The organism is Ruegeria sp. AD9 (assembly GCF_056542305.1).
The window spans coordinates 415,983-438,845 of sequence record NZ_JBQFZP010000001.1 but is presented as its reverse complement, the minus strand read 5'-3'; the positions used below and the strand labels follow the sequence as shown (position 1 = coordinate 438,845).

General features: G+C 58.1%; 19 protein-coding genes. 12 read left to right on the top strand and 7 right to left on the bottom strand.

Annotation, left to right across the window (positions count from 1 at the left end):
- Positions 1 to 401: 401 nt before the first annotated feature.
- Genes ACR0AM_RS02145 through ccmI form a run of 3 tightly spaced genes read right to left on the bottom strand, consistent with a single transcriptional unit; the run spans position 402 to position 2,335 of the window.
- The gene (locus ACR0AM_RS02145; RefSeq protein WP_209503450.1) at positions 402 to 635 is read right to left on the bottom strand and encodes a DUF1289 domain-containing protein; all 234 of its coding nucleotides are present in this window, start codon (positions 633 to 635) and stop codon (positions 402 to 404) included.
- A gap of 18 nt (positions 636 to 653) precedes the next feature.
- Positions 654 to 1,118 (bottom strand): Holliday junction resolvase RuvX, encoded by a 465-nt coding sequence (gene ruvX / locus ACR0AM_RS02140; RefSeq protein WP_480621993.1) that lies wholly within the window; start codon positions 1,116 to 1,118, stop codon positions 654 to 656.
- Entirely contained in the window at positions 1,115 to 2,335 is a 1,221-nt protein-coding gene (gene ccmI / locus ACR0AM_RS02135) for a c-type cytochrome biogenesis protein CcmI (protein WP_480621992.1), read from the bottom strand. Before ccmI ends, ruvX begins: the two co-directional genes overlap by 4 nt.
- Positions 2,336 to 2,511: 176 nt before the next feature.
- On the opposite strand from ccmI, the gene ACR0AM_RS02130 reads away from it, so the two are divergent.
- The 5 genes from ACR0AM_RS02130 to ACR0AM_RS02110 all read left to right on the top strand — a co-directional run bounded on the left by ACR0AM_RS02130 (position 2,512) and on the right by ACR0AM_RS02110 (position 8,627).
- Positions 2,512 to 3,756, top strand: coding sequence for a sarcosine oxidase subunit beta family protein (locus tag ACR0AM_RS02130; RefSeq protein WP_480517547.1), 1,245 nt, complete (start codon positions 2,512 to 2,514; stop codon positions 3,754 to 3,756).
- A 75-nt stretch (positions 3,757 to 3,831) separates the two neighbouring features.
- Positions 3,832 to 4,161, top strand: a complete 330-nt coding sequence (locus ACR0AM_RS02125; RefSeq protein WP_267365237.1) for a sarcosine oxidase subunit delta — start codon at positions 3,832 to 3,834, stop codon at positions 4,159 to 4,161.
- 67 nt (positions 4,162 to 4,228) lie between these two features.
- On the top strand, positions 4,229 to 7,243 hold the full coding sequence (locus ACR0AM_RS02120; protein WP_480621991.1) for a sarcosine oxidase subunit alpha family protein: 3,015 nt from the start codon (positions 4,229 to 4,231) through the stop codon (positions 7,241 to 7,243).
- A complete protein-coding gene (locus tag ACR0AM_RS02115) occupies positions 7,236 to 7,802 on the top strand; it encodes a sarcosine oxidase subunit gamma (protein ID WP_480621990.1) in 567 nt (188 codons plus the stop codon). The genes ACR0AM_RS02120 and ACR0AM_RS02115 overlap by 8 nt, the downstream gene beginning before the upstream one ends.
- Before the next feature lie 345 nt (positions 7,803 to 8,147).
- Positions 8,148 to 8,627: a hypothetical protein gene (locus ACR0AM_RS02110; RefSeq protein ID WP_480621989.1), complete on the top strand. Its 480-nt coding sequence runs from the start codon at positions 8,148 to 8,150 to the stop codon at positions 8,625 to 8,627.
- Positions 8,628 to 8,660: 33 nt separating this feature from the next.
- Here ACR0AM_RS02110 and ACR0AM_RS02105 read toward each other — a convergent pair whose 3' ends face one another.
- A complete protein-coding gene (locus ACR0AM_RS02105; protein WP_480621988.1) occupies positions 8,661 to 9,422 on the bottom strand; it encodes an FkbM family methyltransferase in 762 nt (253 codons plus the stop codon).
- 100 nt (positions 9,423 to 9,522) lie between these two features.
- Between ACR0AM_RS02105 and ACR0AM_RS02100 the strand changes: the two genes are divergently transcribed.
- Both ACR0AM_RS02100 and ACR0AM_RS02095 read left to right on the top strand, forming a co-directional pair.
- Entirely contained in the window at positions 9,523 to 10,122 is a 600-nt protein-coding gene (locus tag ACR0AM_RS02100) for a superoxide dismutase (protein ID WP_480473433.1), read from the top strand.
- A 4-nt stretch (positions 10,123 to 10,126) separates the two neighbouring features.
- Positions 10,127 to 11,005, top strand: a complete 879-nt coding sequence (locus ACR0AM_RS02095) for a metallophosphoesterase (RefSeq protein WP_480621987.1) — start codon at positions 10,127 to 10,129, stop codon at positions 11,003 to 11,005.
- A gap of 104 nt (positions 11,006 to 11,109) precedes the next feature.
- Here the strand turns inward: ACR0AM_RS02095 and ACR0AM_RS02090 are convergent, their stop codons facing one another.
- Positions 11,110 to 11,661 (bottom strand): LOG family protein, encoded by a 552-nt coding sequence (locus ACR0AM_RS02090; protein WP_480621986.1) that lies wholly within the window; start codon positions 11,659 to 11,661, stop codon positions 11,110 to 11,112.
- Positions 11,662 to 11,788: 127 nt separating this feature from the next.
- Between ACR0AM_RS02090 and ACR0AM_RS02085 the strand changes: the two genes are divergently transcribed.
- Genes ACR0AM_RS02085 through ACR0AM_RS02075 form a run of 3 tightly spaced genes read left to right on the top strand, consistent with a single transcriptional unit; the run spans position 11,789 to position 15,507 of the window.
- Complete coding sequence (locus tag ACR0AM_RS02085; protein ID WP_480621985.1) at positions 11,789 to 13,168, top strand: LysM peptidoglycan-binding domain-containing protein; 1,380 nt, start codon at positions 11,789 to 11,791, stop codon at positions 13,166 to 13,168.
- A gap of 58 nt (positions 13,169 to 13,226) precedes the next feature.
- Positions 13,227 to 15,050 carry an ABCB family ABC transporter ATP-binding protein/permease gene (locus tag ACR0AM_RS02080; protein ID WP_480621984.1) on the top strand — a complete coding sequence of 608 codons (1,824 nt, stop codon included), beginning with the start codon at positions 13,227 to 13,229 and terminating at the stop codon, positions 15,048 to 15,050.
- Between the two features lie 58 nt (positions 15,051 to 15,108).
- Positions 15,109 to 15,507 carry a DUF2147 domain-containing protein gene (locus ACR0AM_RS02075; protein WP_480473428.1) on the top strand — a complete coding sequence of 133 codons (399 nt, stop codon included), beginning with the start codon at positions 15,109 to 15,111 and terminating at the stop codon, positions 15,505 to 15,507.
- Between the two features lie 43 nt (positions 15,508 to 15,550).
- On the opposite strand, the gene ACR0AM_RS02070 is transcribed toward ACR0AM_RS02075, so the two are convergent.
- Both ACR0AM_RS02070 and ACR0AM_RS02065 read right to left on the bottom strand, forming a co-directional pair.
- Positions 15,551 to 19,330: an efflux RND transporter permease subunit gene (locus ACR0AM_RS02070; protein ID WP_480553805.1), complete on the bottom strand. Its 3,780-nt coding sequence runs from the start codon at positions 19,328 to 19,330 to the stop codon at positions 15,551 to 15,553.
- A complete protein-coding gene (locus tag ACR0AM_RS02065) occupies positions 19,327 to 20,553 on the bottom strand; it encodes an efflux RND transporter periplasmic adaptor subunit (RefSeq protein WP_480621983.1) in 1,227 nt (408 codons plus the stop codon). Before ACR0AM_RS02065 ends, ACR0AM_RS02070 begins: the two co-directional genes overlap by 4 nt.
- A gap of 225 nt (positions 20,554 to 20,778) precedes the next feature.
- Here ACR0AM_RS02065 and ACR0AM_RS02060 point away from each other — a divergent pair, with 225 nt between their 5' ends.
- Both ACR0AM_RS02060 and ACR0AM_RS02055 read left to right on the top strand, forming a co-directional pair.
- Complete coding sequence (locus tag ACR0AM_RS02060; RefSeq protein ID WP_480473425.1) at positions 20,779 to 21,450, top strand: hypothetical protein; 672 nt, start codon at positions 20,779 to 20,781, stop codon at positions 21,448 to 21,450.
- A gap of 44 nt (positions 21,451 to 21,494) precedes the next feature.
- Positions 21,495 to 22,817, top strand: coding sequence for a PQQ-like beta-propeller repeat protein (locus ACR0AM_RS02055; RefSeq protein WP_480473424.1), 1,323 nt, complete (start codon positions 21,495 to 21,497; stop codon positions 22,815 to 22,817).
- Positions 22,818 to 22,863 lie beyond the last annotated feature (46 nt).

Sequence of the window (22,863 nt, the reverse complement as noted above, 5' to 3'; positions counted from 1 at the left end):
CGATCAAAGGCCGCGTGTTTTCCCCCTACTTGTGACGGGAAATACCTTTAGCCACACCCTGTCGCTGCGGGTTACCACTCACGTTGAACCTCAATGTTCAAGAGCTAAACCCCCTCGGAGCTCGAACTCGACCCGCAGTGGCACGGTTACTGGAAACGGGACGTCCCTAATGCCACTTAAGGTTTTGATCGGAAGACTCACTAATACCAGAAAGACCAAACGTGCGGCTGACGTGCTGCAATCGGAATGCGCGCGCAATGATGATCGGCGGCCCAAAACCAGCCAATCCGAGATTGCGCTTCTGTTTCAGAAAGAACTGCGTGGCACCGCGCCGAACGCACCTATCCCGAAAAGGGCCGCACAGTCGGCAGAAATGTCATCAAAACGTCTACGCTGATCGGTCAGGAGCCATTCATGCGAGCGGCACGCCCGCCGCGCCGCTTGCTGAGTCGCGGTTTACGAGACGGCAGGTCGTTCATGATTTCAGCGCGTTCGCTGCTGTCCATCCTGGACCAGCGAGAAATCTCGTCAATCGTGCGGTAACATCCGGTGCAGATACGCTCGGCCGGATGGACAACACAAATCTGGACACAAGGGCTTTCGACCTCATTGCGCTTCCAAACCATATTCGTCATCGATCGGTCTCCGACCTGTTACAAAAAGCGCAGCCTGTCCAGTGCTCCCTGCAAGATATAACCTGCTGCAACGTGATCAATAACCTGTCCGCGACGTTTTCGTGACGTATCCGCCTCAAGCAGTGCTTTTTCTGCCGCAACCGTACTCAGCCGTTCATCCCAGAATCCGATTGGCAAATCCGTCAGACGGGACAGGTTTCGCGCAAATGCCCGCGTAGACTGGCAGCGCGGACCCTCTGTGCCGTCCATGTTTTTGGGAAGACCCAACAGAATGCCGCCAATCTCGCGATCCGTAGCAATTTCGATCAACCGGGCAGAATCGAGTGTGAATTTCTTGCGCCTTACGGTCTCCAACGGGCTGGCCACGCCCCGCATCCGGTCGGAAACCGCGACCCCGATGGTCTTTTCACCCAGATCCAGCCCTATCAGCGCTTGCATCGGGGGAAGCGCATTGGCGAAGTCTTCGAAAACGTCGTGGATCATTGCGCAATCCCGGCTTGCAGGGCTGCGGCATCAATGATCTGCAACGCCTCGGTGTTTCCGGCAAACACCTCCAGCGCCTCATTGTGGATATCCATGGCCCGTTGGCCCTGGCCCAGAACACCCAGAGCGGAGATCAGACGAGCCCATTCTTCGGGCGCGCCGCCTTCCGTCGCCAGGCGGTCGGACAACTGATTCACCATTCCCTGAATCATCTGTTGCCGTTCCTCGGGGCTCATTTCCGCTGCTGCAGCCATGTATTCGCGACTTGGACCAGACGGCGCGCTCAGGTCCGGTGGATTGAAAACCCCTGCCCGAAAGGCCAACTCATCAATCTGATCCCGGATCGCCCCCGCCCACGGCGCGCCTGCCGGGGCTTCCCTCAGCGTTTCGACCCAAATGCGGTAGGCAAGGTCCGGTCGACCTGTCTGAACCAGCATTTGCCCCCAATAATATCGTGCCGGGCCGTGATGGGGATCGCGATTCAAAGCTTCGGCAAGGGCCTTTTCAGCTTCGGGCGACACATATCCGCCCGCAGCCAGGATCATCATCTCGGCAAAATCCGCGTAGTGCTCGGCTGTGGCTGCGTCGCCTGACAGTTCGATCACCCTTTGTTGCGCGGTATATCCATCCTTGAAGTTCCCCGAATTGGTCTCATGCTGCGCCAAAAGCATCTGCCCTTGCAAATCATCCGGGCGGGCCGCAACGGTCTCTCGCAACTGCTTGAGAAGAGACGCGTAATTTTCGTCAAGCTGCGCCGTTTGAGGTGGGGTCGCCAGCTCTTCTGCGGCGCTCTGGGACGGACGATTGGCGCGCACCTCCTCGGCCAGTTCCAGCCGCGTGGTCAGGGGCATGTCGGGCAACCCGACGGCACCAATACGATGATACATCGCCATCGCGCCCCCAATGATGATCAGCATGACAACCGGGATCGTCACAATCGAGACGGTCCGCGATGGCCCAGCACCCGAGCCACCCTTTTTCATCTGTTCATCAGCGGCAAGAATTCGTCGAGAGATTTCGGTGCGGACCCGTTCCGCATCGGCCTCACCAATCACCCCGCGCGCCAGATCCCGGTCCACACCGGAGAGCTGTTCGCGATACACACGCAGATCGTAAGCCGCCGCAGGTTCATCCCCACGGCGTTTGCGCAGCAGTGTGAAACTCAAAAACACCGCGATCAACAGCGCGACAAGAAAAATCAGAACCCAGAACGTCATGGTCCCTCCGAAGATGCTGTCCTGACTTAGACCTGTGCGACGTCCAACAAAAGGGACAAATGGCCGCGAATGAACGACATGTCGCAATAGTGCGATATTGCGGCGTTGCGCGGCGCGGTTAAACTGTCGCCGCGCGGCATATCTGCGCGCAATCACCGAACCGGATGGATTCGCTTATGAAACACTACTCAGCCTTTGCTGTCGCGCGGGAGGCCCTGCGCTATCACACCGGATGGGAACGCGCTTGGCGTTCGCCCGAGCCAAAGAAACGTTATGACGTCATCATCATCGGTGCTGGCGGGCATGGTCTTGCGACCGCGTATTACCTTGGCAAGAACTACGGCATTCAGAATGTCGCGGTGATCGAAAAAGGCTGGCTGGGTGGTGGCAACACAGGTCGAAACACAACGATCATCCGCTCGAATTACCTGCAGGACCCTTCGGCGGCGATCTATGAAAAGGCGCGTGGCCTATACGAGGATCTAAGCCAGGATCTGAACTACAACATCATGTTCAGCCCGCGTGGCGTGATGATGCTGGCGCAGACCCAGCACGAGATTCGCGGTTACCAGCGAACCGCACACGCCAACGCCCTGCAGGGTGTAAAGACCGAATGGATCACCCCCGAACGCGTCAAGGAACTGGTGCCAATCATCAACCTAGACGGCCCCCGTTATCCGGTTCTAGGGGCGCTGTGGCAGGAACGCGGCGGTACTGCGCGTCACGATGCCGTCGCGTGGGGCTATGCGCGCGCCTGTTCAGCCATGGGTATGGACATCATCCAGCAATGCGAAGTCACGGGTGTCCGATCTCAGGATGGCCGTGTCGTCGGCGTAGACACCACCAAGGGTGCCATCGATTGTGACAAGCTGGGTATCGTCGTTGCGGGCCACTCCGGTCAACTGGCCGAGATGGCGGGCTTCCGTCTCCCGCTGGAAGCCATTGCATTGCAGGCGCTGGTATCCGAGCCGATCAAACCCTGCATGGATGTGGTTGTCATGGCCAATACCGTGCACGGCTACATGTCGCAGTCCGACAAGGGCGAGATGGTGATCGGGGGTGGGACCGACGGGTTCAACAACTTCACCCAGCGCGGAAGCTTCCATCATATCGAGGAAACCGTCCGCGCCTTGGTCGAAACCTTCCCGATGATTTCGCGCCTCAAGATGCTGCGCCAGTGGGGCGGTATCGTCGACATGACCGGTGACCGCTCACCTATCCTGTCGAAAACTCCGCTGGGCGGGTGCTTTATCAACTGCGGCTGGGGCACCGGCGGTTTCAAGGCGATTCCCGGGTCCGGCTGGGGCATGGCACAGCTGATGGCCACAGGTCATTCGCCGTTGACCGAGGCCTTCTCGCTGGACCGCTTCAAGGAAGGCCGCTTCATCGACGAAAGCGTGGCCGCCGGGGTGGCACACTGAAGGTGGTTCCGAGGTTGCCAAATAACAGAATTCCGGTTGGCCGCTGCGCCAACCAACCGCCAAAAGGATGACAACATGCTGATCCTGAATTGCCCTTACTGCGGCGTTGATGCCGAAGAAACCGAACTGGCCGCCGGTGGCGAGGCGCATCTGAAGCGTTTTGGTCCCGGCTCGTCGGATGACGAGTTCCACGACTACCTGTTCATGCGCGAAAACCCCAGAGGGGTGCACTTTGAACGCTGGCGCCATGCCAATGGCTGCGGCAAGTGGTTTCACGCGGCACGCTGCACAAGCACGCTAGAAGTGTTCGGCACTTACACGGCTCAGACCTCTGAGCCGCCGCAGGACATCAAAGAGGCCATCGCCGCAAAGCGCCCTGGATGGACCTGGAGAGAGTTCTCCTGATGCTTCATCTTTTCAAAAATACTCCCGCCGGAGGCTCCGACGCCTCCACCCGCGAAAGGTCCGCACAATGAGCACCCGTCTCGCAAAACAAGGCCGGCTGATTGATCGGTCGAAAAAGGTCACGTTTACCTTCAACGGAACTTCGATGCAGGGCTATGAGGGCGACACGCTTGCCTCGGCACTGCTGGCCAACGATCAGATGATGATGGGCCGGTCGTTCAAGTACCACCGCCCCCGCGGTGTCGTTGCAAGCGGCGCCGAAGAGCCGAACGCCCTGGTCGGGCTGGGGCAGGGCAACCGGTTTGAACCGAACCAGCGCGCCACCACGACCGAGTTGTTCAACGGTCTGACTGCGATTTCGCAAAACCATTGGCCTAACTTGGACTTTGATATTGGGGCAGTGAATACAGCCTTTGCCCGGTTCCTGCCGGCTGGCTTCTACTACAAGATGTTCATCCACCCCAAACCGTTCTGGAAACACGTCTACGAGCCGTTCATCCGTCAGTCTGCCGGTCTGGGCAAAGCGCCCGACAAGGACAGCCGCGATGCCGATACCTATGAGCACTTCTATGCCTTCACCGATGTTCTGGTCATCGGTGGCGGCGTGGCTGGCCTACAGGCGGCAAAGGCGGCAGCAGCTTCGGGTGCCAAGGTTCTGCTGATTGAGCAGAGCGCACATTGGGGCGGTCGCGCTCCGGTTGACGGCGGCACGGTCAATGATGAGCCTGTGGATAAGTTCGTGGAGCAATTGGTTTCCGAACTCGAAACAATGGACAACGTCACCATGCGCTCCCGCTGCATGGGTGCGGGCGTATATGACCATGGTTACGTGCTGGGCTATGAACGCCTGACAGACCACACGCCGGGCGTGCAAGGCCCGCGCCACCGCCTCTGGCGTATCCGTGCCAAGCAAATTGTGACTGCAACCGGCGCAATTGAACGCCCGTTGTCCTTTGCTGGTAACGATGTTCCGGGTGTGATGCTGGCTTCTGCCATGCGCGATTATGCCGTTAACTGGGGTGTCACCCCGGGCGAGCGTGTCATCGTCGCCACCAACAATGACGACGCCTATCGCACCGCGATTACGCTGAAGCAAGCGGGTGTGGATGTTTTGCGTATTGTTGACGCACGGGCAACGGCTGGACCTTTGGCAGAGGAAGCCCGCCAGTTGGGGATCCGCGTTGATCCGGGCAAGGCCATTGCCAAGGTCAAGGGCGGCAAGCGCGTCAAAAAAGTCGCCATCTGCAACCAGGAAGGTGTTGGCGGCGCACGTGAAGAGGTTGAAGCAGATGCAGTGGCCATGTCGGGCGGCTGGTCGCCGGTCGTTCATATGTGGTCTCATTGCGGTGGCAAGCTGACCTGGGATGACGCGAATGCCTTTTTCCGCCCCGATCCCTCGCGCCCGCCGCTGGGCGCAAACGGTGAGGGCTTTGTTCTGGCCGCCGGGGCATCGAATGGTGCGTTGGCGCTGGGCGATGTTCTGACCGACGCCCACACAGCGGGAAAAGCCGCAGCCAAGGCCGCAGGGCTCAAGCCAAAAAACATCAAGGCTCCTGTTGGCGAAACCACTGCAGAAGCTCCTATGGAGGCTGTCTGGCTGATGCCAGCAAACGCAGAAATCCAGCTGCGCATGAAATCCTGGCTCGACTTCCAGAACGACGTCAAAGTCTCGGACGTCCAACTGGCTGCGCGCGAGGGCTATGAGAGCGTTGAGCACACCAAGCGTTACACCACACTTGGTATGGCAACAGATCAGGGTAAGTTGAGCAACATCAATGGCTTGGCAATTCTTGCTGATGCTTTGGAGTCCGAAATCCCGAAGGTCGGCACCACGACCTTCCGCCCGCCTTATACACCCATCTCGATGGGCGCGATCGGCGGTGAAGCGCGGGGTGAAGTGTTCCAGCCGATCCGACAGACACCAATGCACAACTGGCACGACAAGAACGGCGCCGATTGGGAGCCGGTCGGCCACTGGCGCCGGACGTACGCCTATGTCCGCCCCGGTGAATCCGTGCATGACGCCGTGAACCGTGAGGTGAAGAACACCCGCGAAAACCTTGGCCTGCTGGACGCCTCGACGTTGGGCAAGCTGATCGTCAAAGGCCCTGACGCAGGCAAGTTTCTGGACATGTTGTACACCAACATGATGTCCACGCTGAAGGTCGGCAAATGCCGCTATGGCCTGATGTGTTCGGAAAACGGCTTTCTGATCGACGACGGTGTTGTCGCCCGCATCGATGAGGACACCTGGCTGTGCCACACCACCACCGGCGGGGCCGAGCGTATCCATGGTCACATGGAAGAATGGCTACAAACCGAATGGTGGGACTGGAAAGTCTATGTCGCCAACGTGACCGAGCAATATGCTCAGGTCGCTGTAGTCGGCCCCAATGCCCGTAAGGTTCTTGAAAAGCTGGGCGGCATGGACGTCAGCCGCGAGGCGCTGCCCTTCATGGAATGGCGCGATGGCAAGATCGGCGCGTTCGACTGCCGCGCCTATCGCATCTCGTTCTCGGGCGAGTTGTCCTACGAGATCGCCGTTCCCGCCTCGCAGGGTCAGGCGTTCTGGGATGCCCTGATGGAAGCAGGCAAGGAATTCGGTGTGATGCCTTACGGAACCGAATGTCTGCACATTCTTCGGGCCGAGAAGGGCTTTATCATGATCGGCGACGAGACCGACGGCACCGTGATCCCACAGGATCTGGGGCTGCACTGGGCGCTGTCGAAAAAGAAAGAGGACTACCTTGGCAAACGCGCCCATTTGCGCAGCCATATGGCGGACCCCGAGCGCTGGAAACTGGTCGGGCTTGAGACTGTGGATGGTTCTGTTCTGCCTGATGGCGCATATGCAGTGGGCGAGGGTGTGAATGCCAATGGTCAGCGCAATATGATCGGGCGGGTCACCTCGACCTATTACTCGGCCAACCTCGGTAAAGGGATCGCTATGGGCCTGATCAAGCACGGCCCGGACCGGATGGGTGAAATCGTCGAGTTCCCGGGCACTGACGGCAAAACGTACAAAGCCAAGATCGTGGACCCGATCTTCTTCGACAAGGACGGGGAGAAGCAGAATGTCTGAACCCATCAGCGCATTGAACCACGCCAGCTATGATGGCATCGCCAATGTCAGGGAATGTGGCCTGCAAGGCATGATCACTCTGCGCGGTGACTTGTCCGACAAAAGCCTCGCCAAGGCCGTCAAGGACGCGACTGGGCAGAACGTACCCGGTCAGCGCGCGGCGCTGGTCAGCGGCGATACCGGCGTATGCTGGATGTCACCGGACGAGCTGCTGGTGCTGGTCCCTTATGCCGAGCTCGAGACCAAACTGGCCGCAATGGTCAAAGCTTTGGGAAAAACTCACGCACTGGCCGTCAACGTCTCGGATGCCCGCGCGGTATTCACGATATCAGGCGCCAGCGCACGAGAAGTGTTGGGCAAAGTCGCCCCGGTTGATCTGTCGACCGAGGCCTTCCAACCCGGCCAAATCCGCCGCTCGCGCCTGGCGCAAGTGGCAGGAGCCTTTTGGATGGACGATGCCGAAACTTTCCGCGTGGTCTGCTTCCGTTCGGCTGCGGATTACGTTTTCAAACTGCTGAAGGTTGCGGCGCAACCGGGCAGTGAGGTTGGCGTTTACTGACAGTTTCCTCGGCCCGAAAATACAAGACCGCCCGCTGATTGCGGGCGGTTTCTTTTTTGAGGACAGACAACTTAATTTTCCTTTTAAACCTGAGCTTACGATTGTGAATGCGACGGCCTTGCATCCATTTGGAGAAAGTGTTTCAGACTGTTCGCGTTAGATGCGAATGAGCGTCTGATTTAATAATTGGTTGCAAAACAAAGCACTTGGTTTCGATGGCATGGTCATTTTCCCGTATAGGCCCTGATTTTGGCAAGGGCGTAATGACGAAGCATCAAAACTCTCATAGCCCCTCTGTTCATACCGTCTGCTGCTACAGCAGGACCGGCGGCCGAGGGGCGCGAGTTGAAAACAAAGAGAACACAAAAAAAGGTAAATCAAATGAAACTAACTTCTCTTTTTCTGGCTTTTAGTTTGTCGGCAGTCGCCGCTCAGGCGGAAGTGCAAAGCTATGAATGCGACCTACATAGCACACAGGATCGGGGATGGATTCCACGCAAGGTGCTTTTGAGCGTTGATGCAGACGGCAAGCACGCAAGAGCCTATGACGGAGCAATTCGTGCGTCAAATGAACTGGCAAATACTTCTATTGAAACACCGGCAGACGCCAAATTCAAGAAAACGGGGAAAGGGGAATATCGGTTGTCGTGGCGTGTGACATTGCCAGCTCAAGCAACAGGCGACTACAGGGTTGCGTATACAGCAACGCTCAATCCCAAGAGCAATGCCATAATAATGAGGGTCAGCTTCCCGCACGCAAATGTGGGTCTCCGACCATATGGGACAGGTACGTGCAAACCGATTGCTTCAGCAGGCCTGTACTAGGCGAATACTACGCTGTCGGGTCAATTGCGGCGCTTAACGTGTCAGCAAAAATGTTTTAAACCCGGAAAGGGTCGAAGCTTTGGTCATACACTCAAAGCTTCGACAGGTCTCGTCACTTGTCTGGCAGTGAGTGTAGAACGAAAGAAGCTCTGCCAATTCCTCCATACGATCCAACCGCGTCTTCGAATCCAACAGTCCCGCATGTGTTGAAAGATAAAGGGCTGGGCACTGTTCCTTCAGCCATGGCACCATCGTCGGCAGCACGGAAAACTCAGCGCCTTCGATATCCATCTTCACCAAAGACACGGCGGACAGATCGTTCACTGCGGCGAACTGATCCCAGGCAATCGTCAGGGTATCGGTTCCGTGCGCGCCGTCGTGCAGAAGGGAGCTGGTAGAATCTCCGGGCTCTCCACGAACCGAGGCCATGCGGGCGACACCGAACTTATCCGACAGTGCGACACCCAAAGCGGAAACGTTATGAATGTCATTCAGGTCGAGGTTCCAGGCCAGGTGACGGAACGCTGTGGGGTCGGGCTCAAAGCACCAGACATGGCGTGCCTTACGCGCACCATAAAGAACTGTGGGCCCGATCCATGCGCCGATATCCAAGTAATCGCTTTCAGGCGAGAGATACTGGTCCATCACGGCAAAGGTTTCAGGCTCCCACTGGCCAGTGGAGGCTTTACGCCAGAACTTTGAATGATAAGGGTCCAGACGAAACGGCTCGCCGTTCAGGTTGCCCGCATAGTAACCGCGGGCGCGGTAGAACATCTTGCGCGCCTGTGTCAGCATCGCCTGCCTCCGGGTTTTCTTGTCTCGGCCCTTGACCTGCGGCGGCTGCCAAAGCATTTAACCTTGGGAACCGCAACTCAAATTTAAACAGGGGGCCGACATGGCTTTTGAACTTCCTGATCTTCCTTATGCACATGACGCGCTAGCAGCCAAGGGTATGTCCGCGGAAACACTGGAATATCACCACGATCTGCACCACAAAGCCTATGTCGACAATGGCAACAAGCTGATCGCCGGCACCGAATGGGACGGCAAGTCGCTGGAAGAGATCATCGTTGGCACCTACGACGCAAATGCCGTCGCGCAGAACGGTATCTTTAACAACATCAGCCAGCTGTGGAACCACAACCAGTTCTGGGAAATGATGGGCCCCGGCGACAACGCCATGCCCGGTGAGCTTGAGAAAGCTCTGACCGAAAGCTTTGGTTCGGTTGACGAATTCAAATCGCAGTTCAGTGCGGCAGGTGCCGGTCAGTTCGGCTCGGGCTGGGCGTGGCTGGTCAAGAACGCCGACGGCTCGTTGGCTGTGACCAAGACTGAGAATGGCGTGAATCCGCTGTGCTTTGGCCAAACCACTCTGCTGGGTTGTGACGTTTGGGAACACTCATACTACATCGACTTCCGCAACAAGCGTCCGGCTTACCTGTCGAACTTTCTCGACAATCTGGTGAACTGGGAAAACGTCGCGTCGCGGATGTAAACCATTGAACCGACGCTGGTTTATCAAGGGCCTGCTGGCGGTGACGCTGGCAGGCCTAATCACATCAGTCTACGGGTTTTTCATCGAACCCGCCCTACGGCTGCGCGTGCGAAAATGGCGCGTCCGCCGAGAGGATTGGACAGCGCCACCGCTCAGGATTGCCGTACTGGCAGATTTGCATCTGGGCGAGCCTTTGGTCGGGCTGGACCGAATAAAACAGGTGATACGGCGTACGAATGCGCTTGCGCCGGATATGATCCTGCTTCTGGGTGATTTCTTCGCAAGCCACAAAGGCGTTTTACGTCCTGTCGAAATGAACGATCTGGCACCGGTTCTTGCTAAGCTTGAGGCCAAGAACGGTGTCTTTGCGGTACTTGGCAATCACGACTGGTGGGATGACCGGCAGGCGCAGCGCCGTGGTGCTGGCCCCAACCGATATGTCGTTGCGCTGGAACAGAGCGGAATTACGGTTTTGTCGAATGCCGCCATCAAGCTAGAAGCTCTTGGTATCTGGTTGGCGGGTCTGGAAGATCAGCTTGCGATCTGGCGCAACGGTAAACCGCAGGGGCTGGATGATCTGTCGGGGACACTGGCGCAAATCACCGACGACGCCCCGGTTGTGATGATGGCGCATGAACCCGACATCTTCCCTCAAGTGCCCGACAGGGTGGCCTTGACGCTGTCCGGTCATACGCATGGCGGTCAGATCCGCCTGTTTGGCTGGTCGCCGATCGTGCCCTCTAAATACGGCAACAGATATGCCTATGGGCATGTGCGCGAAGGTGGGCGGGACCTGGTTGTTTCCGGCGGTATCGGATGTTCCATCCTTCCGGTTCGCTTTGGTGTGACCCCCGAGATCACGGTCATCGAACTGTCTGCCTAAAGGCTTGAGGCTTCGCCAAATCGACCAGCCCCATTTCTTACCCGCATATGTGCGGCAACGATGCACCGCAGCGTTCGGTCAAACACCTACGCGACCTGCCGGGTTTACCTCAGCTTGTCGCGCAGGGCTGTCATCGCTGTCTCCGCATCCTCAGCCCAGATAACAAAGTCGCCCAGTGACCGATCTGCAAATCCTTGGCCGATCACCTGGTGCAACAGGGTTTTCAACGCGTCCCAATAGCCGTTCACATTGACGATCACGATGGGTTTGTCGTGCAAGCCCAGCTGCCGCCAGGTCAGCGCTTCAAACAGCTCGTCCAGTGATCCTGGCCCACCGGGCAGGACCACGACGGCGTCAGAATTCATGATCATGACCTTTTTCCGCTCGTGCATGGTTTCGGTGATCACGAAATGGGTCAGGTCGGTCTTGCCGACCTCTCGTTTGACCAGGTGTACCGGAATGACGCCAAAGGTCTCGCCACCGGCCTGTTGCGCGGCACGGGCAACTTCGCCCATCAGCCCGACATCCCCAGCGCCATAAACAAGTCGCCAGCCTTCCTGTGCAAGCAGGCTTCCAAACTGTCGTGCGGTTTCAGAATAAGCCTTCTCGGCCCCATTGCGTGACCCGCAATACACACAGACGGATTTCTGAGACATGAAAGAGAGGCTCCGGGGTTGTGTCAGAGGTTTTGACCCGTGATAGCGGGATTGATAGATTGGCTCAACTGTCCGCTGGAAGGCTTTTGAAGACAAAGCTTTTGTACGGTGGGGTGAAAGGAAAACAATGGACGCCAAATCGGGAAACGGAAGCTCGGGCAATTTTGTCTGGGGTGTGATTGCGGGTCTGGTCGCCGTGCTGGGCGTTGGGGGTGTGTATCTGTCCGGCGCTTTCACCAAAGTGCCAGAGCCTGAGGCGGGCGCACCGCAGGAACCCGCATCTGTTACGGCCACACAGCCGCAGGAACAAGCGGCCGAAGCGCCCGCGGAAACCACCACAACAGAACCAGCTGAGCAGGCCGCCGTAACACCGGATGCGGCACCAACCGTTGAACCCGCTGAAGATACGGCTGCGGCAACAGATGTGGTTCCAGACACAGAACCTGCAGCGGCCCCGACGGAAGAGAATGCAACGGCACCCGTGGCCCCCCCGGTTTTGGATCAGATTTTTGTTGAAGCAGACGGAACGGCGCTTTTGTCAGGTGACGCCGAGCCGGGCAGCCAGATTGAGGTTCTGCTGAACGGTGAAACCGTGCACACATTCACGGTGGACAGCAGCGGGCAATTCGCCGAGTTCGTCTCCATCCCCTTCAGCGATTCCGCGCGGGGGCTAGTCCTGCACAGCAAAAGCAGCGGGCAAACAACCCGGTCTGATGACTATCTGATCGCCGCCCTGCCCAAGCCGGTCGAAGAAGAGCCGGTTGCGCAGCAAACTGATGCTGCCGATCAGGGCGAAACAGCCGAGAGTGATGAACAAATAGCCGCTGCAGTGGTCGACCCAGAGACCGAAACCCCAACTGAGACCGAAACATCAGACCCTGTAACGACCGCGCCGGATACCGGCGAAACGCAGGTTGCCGACTTGCCAGCGGAGACATCTGAAACGGGTCAGCAGATCGCGGTACTGCGGTCGGGCGAAGAAGGCGTTGAGCTCGTGCAGCCGCCCGTGGTTCGGGATACCCCGCCGGAACAGGTCGCGCTGGATACCATCGGGTATTCTGAAACCGGTGATGTCCAGTTGACCGGGCGAGTACAGGACGGGGCGGCCATCAGGGTGTATCTGGACAATCGTCTGGTTGCCGACCTCGCTCCGGAACAGGATGGATCTTGGCGGAGTGATCTGGACGGTATCGACCCCGGTGTGTACACGTTGCGTGTTGACGCGGTGAACACGGACGGGAAGGTCCTCAGCCGGGTCGAAACCCCCTTCAAGCGCGAGCCTGTTGAAGTTTTGGAAGCAGTATCAGGTGGCGGTGACGGAACGGCGGCGCAGGACATCCCGGCAATCCGGTCGGTCACTGTGCAGCGGGGCGACACGCTGTGGGCGATCTCGCGTGACCGCTTTGGTGATGGCATCCTGTATGTGCGCCTGTTCGAAGCCAACCGCGACTTGATCCGCGACCCGGATCTGATCTATCCGGGGCAAATCTTTACGATACCGGAATAATCAACGCGCTGGCCCGTCGCGGGCCAGAGCCTTTCTCTGACCGCAGACAAGGTACGTGATGAGACGAACATCTCCGATGGCCTCGAATGACGGGGTGCAGAGCGGCGGGCGCAGTTCAGGCTGGCGCACAATCCGCAAGGTTGCGCCCTACCTTTGGCCGCAGGACGAGGTTTGGGTAAAGCGCCGCGTGGTTATTGCCATGGCGATGCTGGTTCTGGCCAAACTGATCGCGGTTTATACACCGATCCTTTACAAAGGCGCCGTTGACTCATTGGCAGGTGAAGGCGTGCCGCCGCTAGCGCTGGGCGCAGTGGGTGTGACGGTTGCCTACGGCGTGGCGCGCATGATGACGGTTGGGTTCCAGCAATTGCGGGACGCCGCCTTTGCCCCCGTTGGACAGCGGGCCTTGCGGGCGCTGGCGCTGGAGACGTTCCGACATATCCATAACCTGTCCATGCGCTATCACGTCTCGCGCCGCACCGGCGGGCTGAGCCGTATCATCGAGAGGGGCGTCAAAGGCGTGGAATTCCTGCTGCGCTTCCTGCTGTTCTCAATCGGGCCGCTGATCCTTGAGCTGTTGCTGGTTGCGATCATACTGATGTGGTTGTTCGACGTCTGGTATCTGGTGGTCGTCGCCGTCACCATAGGCCTATATATCTGGTTCACCTTTGCCGTGACCGAATGGCGGGTAAAGCTGCGGCGTGAGATGAACGATCAGGACACCGAAGCCAATCAGCGCGCCATTGACAGTTTGCTGAACTTCGAAACCGTCAAGTATTTCAACGCGGAAGCCCGCGAAACTGCACGTTACGACGTGTCGATGAAAGCCTATGCCGGGGCGGCGCTGAAAACCGCCTATTCGCTGGCGTTTCTGAACTTTGGCCAATCCTTCCTGATCACCTGCGGCCTGATCGGAGTCATGGTTCTGGCCGCAATTGGCGTTCAGAATGGAAACCTGACCGTGGGCGATTTTGTCATGGTCAACGCGTATATGATCCAGATTACCGTTCCATTGAACTTCCTGGGGACGGTCTATCGCGAGATCAGGCAATCGCTGGTAGATATGGGGCAGATGTTTGATCTGCTCGAACAACCCGCCGAAGTCATCGATCACCCCGATGCACCCGACCTTGCGGTCAATGGTGGCAAGGTCACACTTGAAGATGTGCATTTTGGTTATGACCCTGAAAGGGAAATCCTCAAGGGTGTTTCCTTGACGGTTCCGGCCGGACAGACGGTCGCGATCGTAGGGGCGACGGGGTCTGGAAAATCGACCATCGGGCGGCTGTTGTTCCGGTTTTATGATGTGACCAAAGGCGCGCTGAAGATCGACGGGCAGGATGTTCGGGATGTGACCCAGACCAGCCTGCATGCCGCGATCGGCGTTGTGCCACAGGATACGGTGCTGTTTAACGACACCATTCGCTACAACATTGCGTATGGGCGCGACGATGCCACCCCGGAGGATGTCGAGGCCGCAGCCCGTGCCGCCCAGATTCATGACTTCATCACTTCGCTGCCTGACGGATACGACACCATGGTGGGTGAGCGCGGCTTGAAACTGTCCGGCGGCGAAAAGCAACGGGTTGGCATCGCGCGGACATTGCTGAAGAACCCCCCGATCCTGTTGCTGGACGAGGCGACCTCGGCCCTGGATACCGACACGGAACAGGATATCAAGGATGCGCTGGCGCGCGCTGGGGAAGGGCGGACCGTGATCACGATTGCCCATCGCCTCAGCACCATTGCCGAGGCTGATCGGATCGTGGTTCTGGAAGCTGGCGAGATCATCGAACAGGGCACCCATGACGAGCTGTTGGCGCGGTCCGGGCGATATGCTCAACTGTGGAACCGCCAGCAATCCGACAGTGAGGCCGCCTGAGGGGCTCATCTTGCCCTGCGGAATGTGCTAGGATGCGCCATGCATGAGGGTGGATGCCATGATCAATGGATTAGCAAGACGATTAGTATCTGTAGCCGTTGTGGTTCTTCTCCCGGCTATGGTCGCAGCTGACCCGATTGAGGGCGTGTGGAAGACCGAACCTGATCGAAAGAACCTGATCTCGCATATCCAGATATCCGCCTGCGCGGACAAGTTCTGCGGCACGATACTATCGGCTTTTGATTCATCAGGCAAAGAAGTTCAAACGCCGAATATCGGGAAAAAGCTGTTCTGGGACGTGTCGAGCGAAGGCGGTGGAAAATACGGCGGGGGTGAGTTCTGGGTTCCCCTGATCGACGTTGATGCTGTTCCGCAGATGACGTTGCAGGGTGACAAGCTCATGGTCAAAGGCTGTGAACATTCGATTTGCGCGCACCAGACCTGGTCCCGACTGTGACGAAAGAAAACGAAAAGGACCGGAAATCCCGGTCCTTTCATTCTTATTCTGCGGCTTTTAGCGGCGATCCAGGAATTTGATCCGTGGGCTCGTCTTGCAAACCGGTCTCGGATTGGTGCGGCTCATCCCACACAATCTCGGTCGCCTGTAGTTTGCGGGCCGAGCGACCAATAGCCATGTCCTGCGCGATCTTACTGGACCGCCCCGCGGTCATACGGGCAAGCCCGCGGCTAAGCCAGACAGCGTAAGTCGTCACCCAGACACGCAGCGCCAGAAGCGAGGGCGTCACGATCAGCGTGAGAACAGTGGCGATGCCAAGACCAAAGACAACCGCTGTGGCCAGCTGTTTCCACCACAGAGCGGTGGGACTGTCGATGGAATAGCCGCCATTGATAAAGTCCAGCGAAAGCCCAAACATCATTGGGGTCAGACCTGCCATCGTGGTCAACGTAGTCAGCAGAACCGGGCGGATACGCGATTCCGCGGTGCGGACGATTGCCTCGATCCTTGGCATATAGGCGCTGTATTCCTGATAGGTATCGATCAGAACAATGTTGTTGTTCACAACAATTCCTGCCAGAGCAACGATACCGGTGCCGGTCATGATGATCGAGAAGGGTTGCTCCATCACGATCATGCCGATCAGAACCCCGGTGGTCGAAAGAACAACCGCCAACAGCACCAACACCGAATTGTAGAACGAGTTGAACTGGGCGAGCAGGATCACGAACATCAGCCCCAAAGCACCCATGAAGGCGTTCACCAGAAATGCGCCGGATTCTTCCTGTTCTTCCTGATCACCGGTCCATTGCCAGCTGATCGAGTTGGCGAAGGGGCTGGTTTCCAGCCATTCGGTCAGTACTGCGATCCGCTCATTCGGGTTGATCAGGGCGAACTGCGCGTCTCCCGCGTCAATCACGCTACGTAGCTGGTCTATATTCTCTGCACCGGTCAATTGAACCAGTTCGTAGGACTTTCCTACGTCGCCGTCCAACACGGTGCCGGTTGGAGTGTAGACGTCGGTCACTTCGCGCATTACAGCTAGACGTTCTTCTTTCCCGTCCGGCCCTTTGGTCACAACCTTGCTCAGCCCCGGTTCAACATCCGCTTTGACGTCATAGTAACGTTGCTGGTCGACACGGTTGATCTGGGCCAGTTTGGCCACGGGTTCCCGGGTTACGAAGTTCGACAGCGGAACCAACCCGTCCGGAGTGCGGACCTTGAGCGTATCCAAAGTCGACAGCACGCGATCCTCTTCCGGCAATCGGACACGGATCTCGATCTCTTCATCCGTATTGTCTGGGCGCATCTCACCCAACAGGATGCCGCGTGTCACAAGCTGCACCATGGCACCAACAGTGGCTACATCAGCGCCGAACCGACCAGCTTTGGCCACGTCGACATCGATCTGCCAATCGATACCAGGCAGGGGCAGGGTATCTTCGGTTTTGATCAGCCCCGGCGTTTCGTCAAAGACCTGGCGCGCGGCGACGGTGGCCGATCTCAATTCGTCCCAACCGTCCCCCTTGATACGCAGGTGAACCGGTTTGGCCGAGGCCGGGCCCTGTTCCAATGCCAGGATTTCAACAACGATACCGGGTATTGTCGCCAGTTTGGCGTTAAGATCGCCGATTACGTAATCGCCATCATATTCGGGTGCCACAAAGTGGCGCTCAAACAATCCCCACAAAGCGGATTCCGAAACGTTCGGACGATCTTCCCATGGGATAATTTCAAACTGGACCCGCCCCACCGTGTCCGCCGGTGCCTGCGCGCCGCCGGTATTCTGGTCAAGACCGCCTTCGCCGGCAAAGGAAAAGACGTTGATTACCGCCGGATGAGATCCAATGATCTGTTCGGCCTGCAGGACCATCTTGTCTTTTTCAGCCAGTGACAGGTTGCCACGGGCACGGACGTAAGCTGTTGCCTGTTCCGGTTCGCTTTCAACGAAAAATTCGACTCCTCTTGATTCCTGTGGGAACCAGACGAAGGTCACAAAATACACGGCAGAGAAAACTGCCGCCAGCGACACGATCGGCATGATCGGGTTTCCGACAAGGAACCGGATCACATGCCCGAAAGGTGTGTGTTCGTCAGCGGTGTGGACGTGGTTTTCTTCCGCCCGTTCGAACTTGGCCGCGCTCAGTGTTACAGACCCGGCAAAGGCCCCGAACAGGAACAGCAGGGCACCAGCGACCACTCCTCCGGGCAGTAGATAGTCAGGGTTCAGAACCTGCATCGCACCCAGGAAGATCATATAAAGCGACGGGGGCACCATCACTGCCCGAACCCACCACCGGGTACGCGCACGGAGCCAGTTCGAAGACCGGTCGAAAACGCGGCTCAGACGCCCCGAAACACCGCCCATGACCGGCAGGTAGATCAGCGCCACAATCAGCGACGCCGACAGAACAAAGATCAGCGTGACGGGCAACATCCCCATGAATTCGCCCGGAACACCGGGCCAGAAGAGCATGGGCAGGAAGGCACATAGCGTCGTCGCGGTCGAGGATACGATGGGCCAGAACATGCGTTGGGCCGCCTCGACATAGGCATGCATCGGGCCGACGCCTTCCTTTATTCTCTTGTCAGCATATTCCACGACCACGATGGCACCGTCGACCAACATCCCTACGGCCAGAATGAGGCCGAACATCACAATGTTCGAGATACTGATGCCCATGACCGCCAGAAATGCGAAACACAGCAGGAATGAGGTCGGAATTGCAAAGCCCACCAAAAGCGCTGCCCGCGTACCCAAAGAGGCCAGAACCACGATCATCACCAGAGCGATTGCGGTCAGAACCGAGCCTTCAAGCTGGCTGACCATCGAACCGACAATGCGGCTCTGGTCGTTCGACGTTCCAAGCTCGACCGCGGCCTGAAGCTCGGGCGGCCATTTGGTCTTGGCCTGAGCTATGGTTTCTTTCACCTGCGTAACGGTGTCGATCAGGTTATAGCCCTTGCGTTTGACAACTTGCAGCGCGACGGTCGCCTCGCCGTTGAAGCGGGCGGTACCTTCTCGATCTTCAAATGTGTAGTTGATCTGCGCAAGCTCACCCAGCGTTACAACCCGGTCGCCATTGACCTTGATCGGCAAGCCATAAACATCCTGCGCCGTTTTGAACGACGATGGAATCTTGACCGAGAATGTACCCTGGGCAGTTTCGACCTCGCCTGCCGCGATCAGCTGGTTGTTGTTTCGCACGACATTGATCAGCTCGTCTGCGGTCACGTTGTATGCTTCAAGCCGCAATGGGTCGATAACGACCTCAAGCAACTCGTCACGATTGCCCGCGATACCCGCTTCGAGAACGGAATCCAGCGCCTCAAGCTCGTCCTGCAAATCCTTGGCGACACGGGCCATTGTGCGTTCCGGAACGGCACCGGTCAGATTGACGATGACGATCGGGAACTCGGAAAAGTTGATTTCCGTCAGCGAGTATTGTTCCGCACCTTCGGGAAAATCAGCCTGGGCCGTGTTCATGGCATCGCGCACGTCCGCCATGATCGAGGTTTTGTCCCAGCCAAATTCAAACTCCAGCGCGACCCCGGCATAACCTTCGGCCGCAGTCGACGTCATTTCCTTGAGCCCGTCGAGATCCGCCAGTTCGGTCTCCATCGGCTTGACCAAAAGGTTTTCTGAGTCTTCCGCTGAAATCCCGGGAAACTGCACCGAAACGAAAAGGGCAGGGATTTCGATATCCGGCTCACCCTCTTTCGGAAGCGAGACATAGGCAAAGCCGCCTACGACCAGCGAAATGGCGATGAACGCCATTACCATTCGGGCCCTGCCTGCGGCCCATGCGACGATACCCGTCATTGCGAGGCTTCCCGATAAGTTGGTGCAACGGTAACACCGCGGATCACGAATTCCTGCCCGACCACAATGATATCAACCGTTTCCGGCAAGCCATCGATCCAGACTCCTTCGGCTGTGTCGCGCAAAATGCGGACCGGCATGAAATCAACCACATTGCCTGCACCAACTGTGCGCACACCCAATTGACCTTCGTTGCTGAGTGTCAGCGCCGATTGCGGCAGCAGGTGGGCTTTCGTACCTTCAGCCGCGATGAGGATGGTGGCTGTCTGACCGTCGCGAATGGTCAAGTCGGGGTTCGGAACGGTGATTTCCACCTCGAATGTACGTGTTGTCTCGTCCGCTGACCGGCTGAGGAACGTGACCCGACCGCCCAATTGCCGACCGGTCACAAGCGTTGCCGAAGCCTCGGACCCGACAAGCACCCGGTTGACCTCGGTCTCGGGAACGAAGCCGACCAGCTTGATCGGGTCCAGTTGAATGACAGTCGCGCAAAGCGATCCGGGTTGCATTAGGCTGCCCAGTTCCGCGGTGTCGCTTTCCAGCAAACCTTTGAAGGGGGCTTTGATGGTCAGGCGGCCAATCTCTCGCTGTGCGGCCTCGACTGCTGCTGCGGCGGCTTCGATGCCCGCACGCGTGGCCTCCAGCCCGGCTTCGGCGGATTTCACACCGGCTTTTGCAGAGCTCATCACAGCTTCACTGGAAATCCGGCGGGTTTCCGACGCATATCCGGTTTCAGCCAGCTTGCGTGAGGCTGTCAGATTGATCTCGGCCTCGGCCACAAGCGCATGTGCCTCTATCAGGCGTGCTTCGGCTTCGGGAATGCGGCTTTGGGCTTCCAGCTTGCCCGCCATGGCCTCGGCCAGTTGTGCCGGGCGCGTGCCGGGGTCAAGTTCGCATAATATATCGCCCGCCTCAACAAACGCACCTTTGCGTTTGGGCTCAGAGACAACGGTGGACGTGGTTTCCGAAAGCACTTCGACCTGCCGGTTCGCCTTCGTCTGCCCGCGCAGCAGCACGGCGCTGTCAATTTCGCGCGCTTGCGAGCGCACGGCGACAACGCCCACGGCAGAGATTTCGATGTTTTCGGTTTCCGTGGCTTCGGCTTGTGTTGCTTCCACGGCATCACCGCGTCCGGCAAAGGCGAACAAGGTGTCACGTTCAAACACCAGAAAATACAGTGCAACAATCACGAGAAGGGCGTTGATGAATGAAATCAAACGCATAAAGTGTTTCTCCTAAGAATCTGCGCCATTAATACTTGGGCTGTCACGCCATGAAATGGGGTCTGTTCGGCATCTTTTCCATACTGAACTGAATAGTTCGGTTTGCATTTTTTCGCAAGAGGGAAGCAAAGCGGTGAAAATGCGCATATTCGGACCCTTGGCTTGGCGTTGGTGCCGGGGTATGACATGGCGCACTAATACAAGATAGACAGCCCGGGGGCTTGGATGAGCGATATAGACAGTTTCATTGATGAGGTCACCGAAGAGGTGCGCCGTGACCGGATCTATCTGTTGCTGCGTCGCTGGGGCTGGGTGGGTGTCGTCGCCGTCGTGTTGATCGTCGGCGGTGCGGCTTTCAATGAATACCGCAAGGCGCGGGACACGGCGCAAGCTCAGCTATTGGGTGACACGATTCTTGCTGCATTGTCCGAAAACGACCCAGCGGCAAGGGCTGCTGGTCTTGCACAGGCAGAGGCGATGTCACCGGGCGGGAAAGCCGTGCTGGATATGTTGCTGTCCGCGTCACAGGTTGAATCCGGATCCCGAGAAGACGCGGTCACCAGCCTGAACGCGGTTGCCGTTCAGGGCGACCTGCCCGAGATTTACCGCGCGATTGCAAGCTTCAAGTCGCTGCTGTTGCAAGGCGATACCTTGCCTGCCGCCGACCGGCGGCAACAGTTCGAGGCGTTGGCGGCCCCCGGAGCGCCGCTGCGGCTGCTGGCGGAAGAGCAGTTGGCCCTGATTGACGTGGCCGAGGGGAATGTCGATGCTGCGCTGGATCGATTGCAGGCGCTACGGCAGGATGCCGAGGTGGGGATCGATCTGCAACAGCGCGCGGCGCAAATGATCATTGCTTTGGGTGGGGAACCTGAACCATTGGTGGCGCAGCAAGGCTGACCAGGCGGGACAAAAGACTTAACGACAGGCGAGTTCGGAATATCATGGTAACAAGATTTTTTTCCCGTACGGGATTGCCTTTTGCGGCTCTGGCCTTGACAGCACTGGCGGCCTGTGAGCCGCCCGAAGCCATTCTGCCCGGTGAACGCGAGGATATTCGCCCTGTTTCAGATCTGGAAACGGTCGAAAAGCGCGGCTCGCAACCGATCAGCCTGCCGGCGCAACAGGTCAACGCCAACTGGTCACAAAGTCCGGGAACGTCCGCATACCGAACCACGCATGCTGCTTTGCGCGCAACACCACAACGGATCTGGTCTGTTTCGATCGGGCAGGGCGACTCGCGCAAGCAACGCATAACTGCCGAGCCGGTGGTTGCGGGCGGATTGATCTTTACACTGGATTCAGGGGCGACGGTTTCAGCGGTCACCCAGCAGGGGCAGTTGGCATGGGAAACCGATCTGATCCCGCCAAGTGATGGCGACTCGGATGCAACAGGGGGTGGTTTGGCTTATGCCGACGGCGTCCTTTATGTGTCGTCAGGGTTCGGTCGGCTGACCGCGCTGGACGCCAAATCGGGTGCCGTGCGCTGGCAAAAACGCCTGGAAGCGACCGGCAGCGGCGCCCCGCTGGTGAATGATGGCCTGTTATACGTGGTGGCCGGAGACGAAACCGGCTGGGCTGTAAACACCAAGGACGGACGCATAGCCTGGCAATTCGAAGGCACACCCAGCGTCGGGAACGTTCTGGGTGCGCCTGCGCCTGCAATCGCATCTGATCTGGCGGTATTTGCCTTTGGCTCGGGTGACGTGGCGGCCACTTTCCGCCGCGGTGGTATCCGCCGCTGGAACGCGTCTGTTGCAGGGGGGCGTCGCGGGCGCGCCGCGGCGCAAATCGTCGATGTGACTGGCGGTCCGATGGTTGTCGGCAACAGTATCTACATCGGCAATCACTCGGGCCGGACCGTCGCATTTGATGCCGCTTCCGGTGAGCGCCGGTGGACCGCAGACGAAGGTGCGGTCGATACGGTCTGGCCTGCGGGCAACAGCATCTTCCTGATCAGTGATCGCAGCCAGCTGGTGCGTCTGAACGCGGCGGACGGGTCTGTCATCTGGGCGCAGGATCTGCCGGGCTTCGTCAAGGACAAGCGTGGCCGCCGGGGACCGATCTTTGCGCATTACGGCCCAATTCTGGCCGGGGGTCGTATTGTGGTTGCGTCCAACGACGGGTTTCTGCGGTTCTTCAATCCAGTTGACGGAACACTGGTTCATCAGGCTGAGGTTCCCGGAGGCGCGACAGCATCCCCTGTTGTGGCCGGGCAGACGCTGTATGTTGTTTCGACCAAAGGTGATCTACACGCTTTCCGTTGACGGCAAGATGCGTTAAAGGGCGCAACTTGAGTCTTGAAAGTAGAGT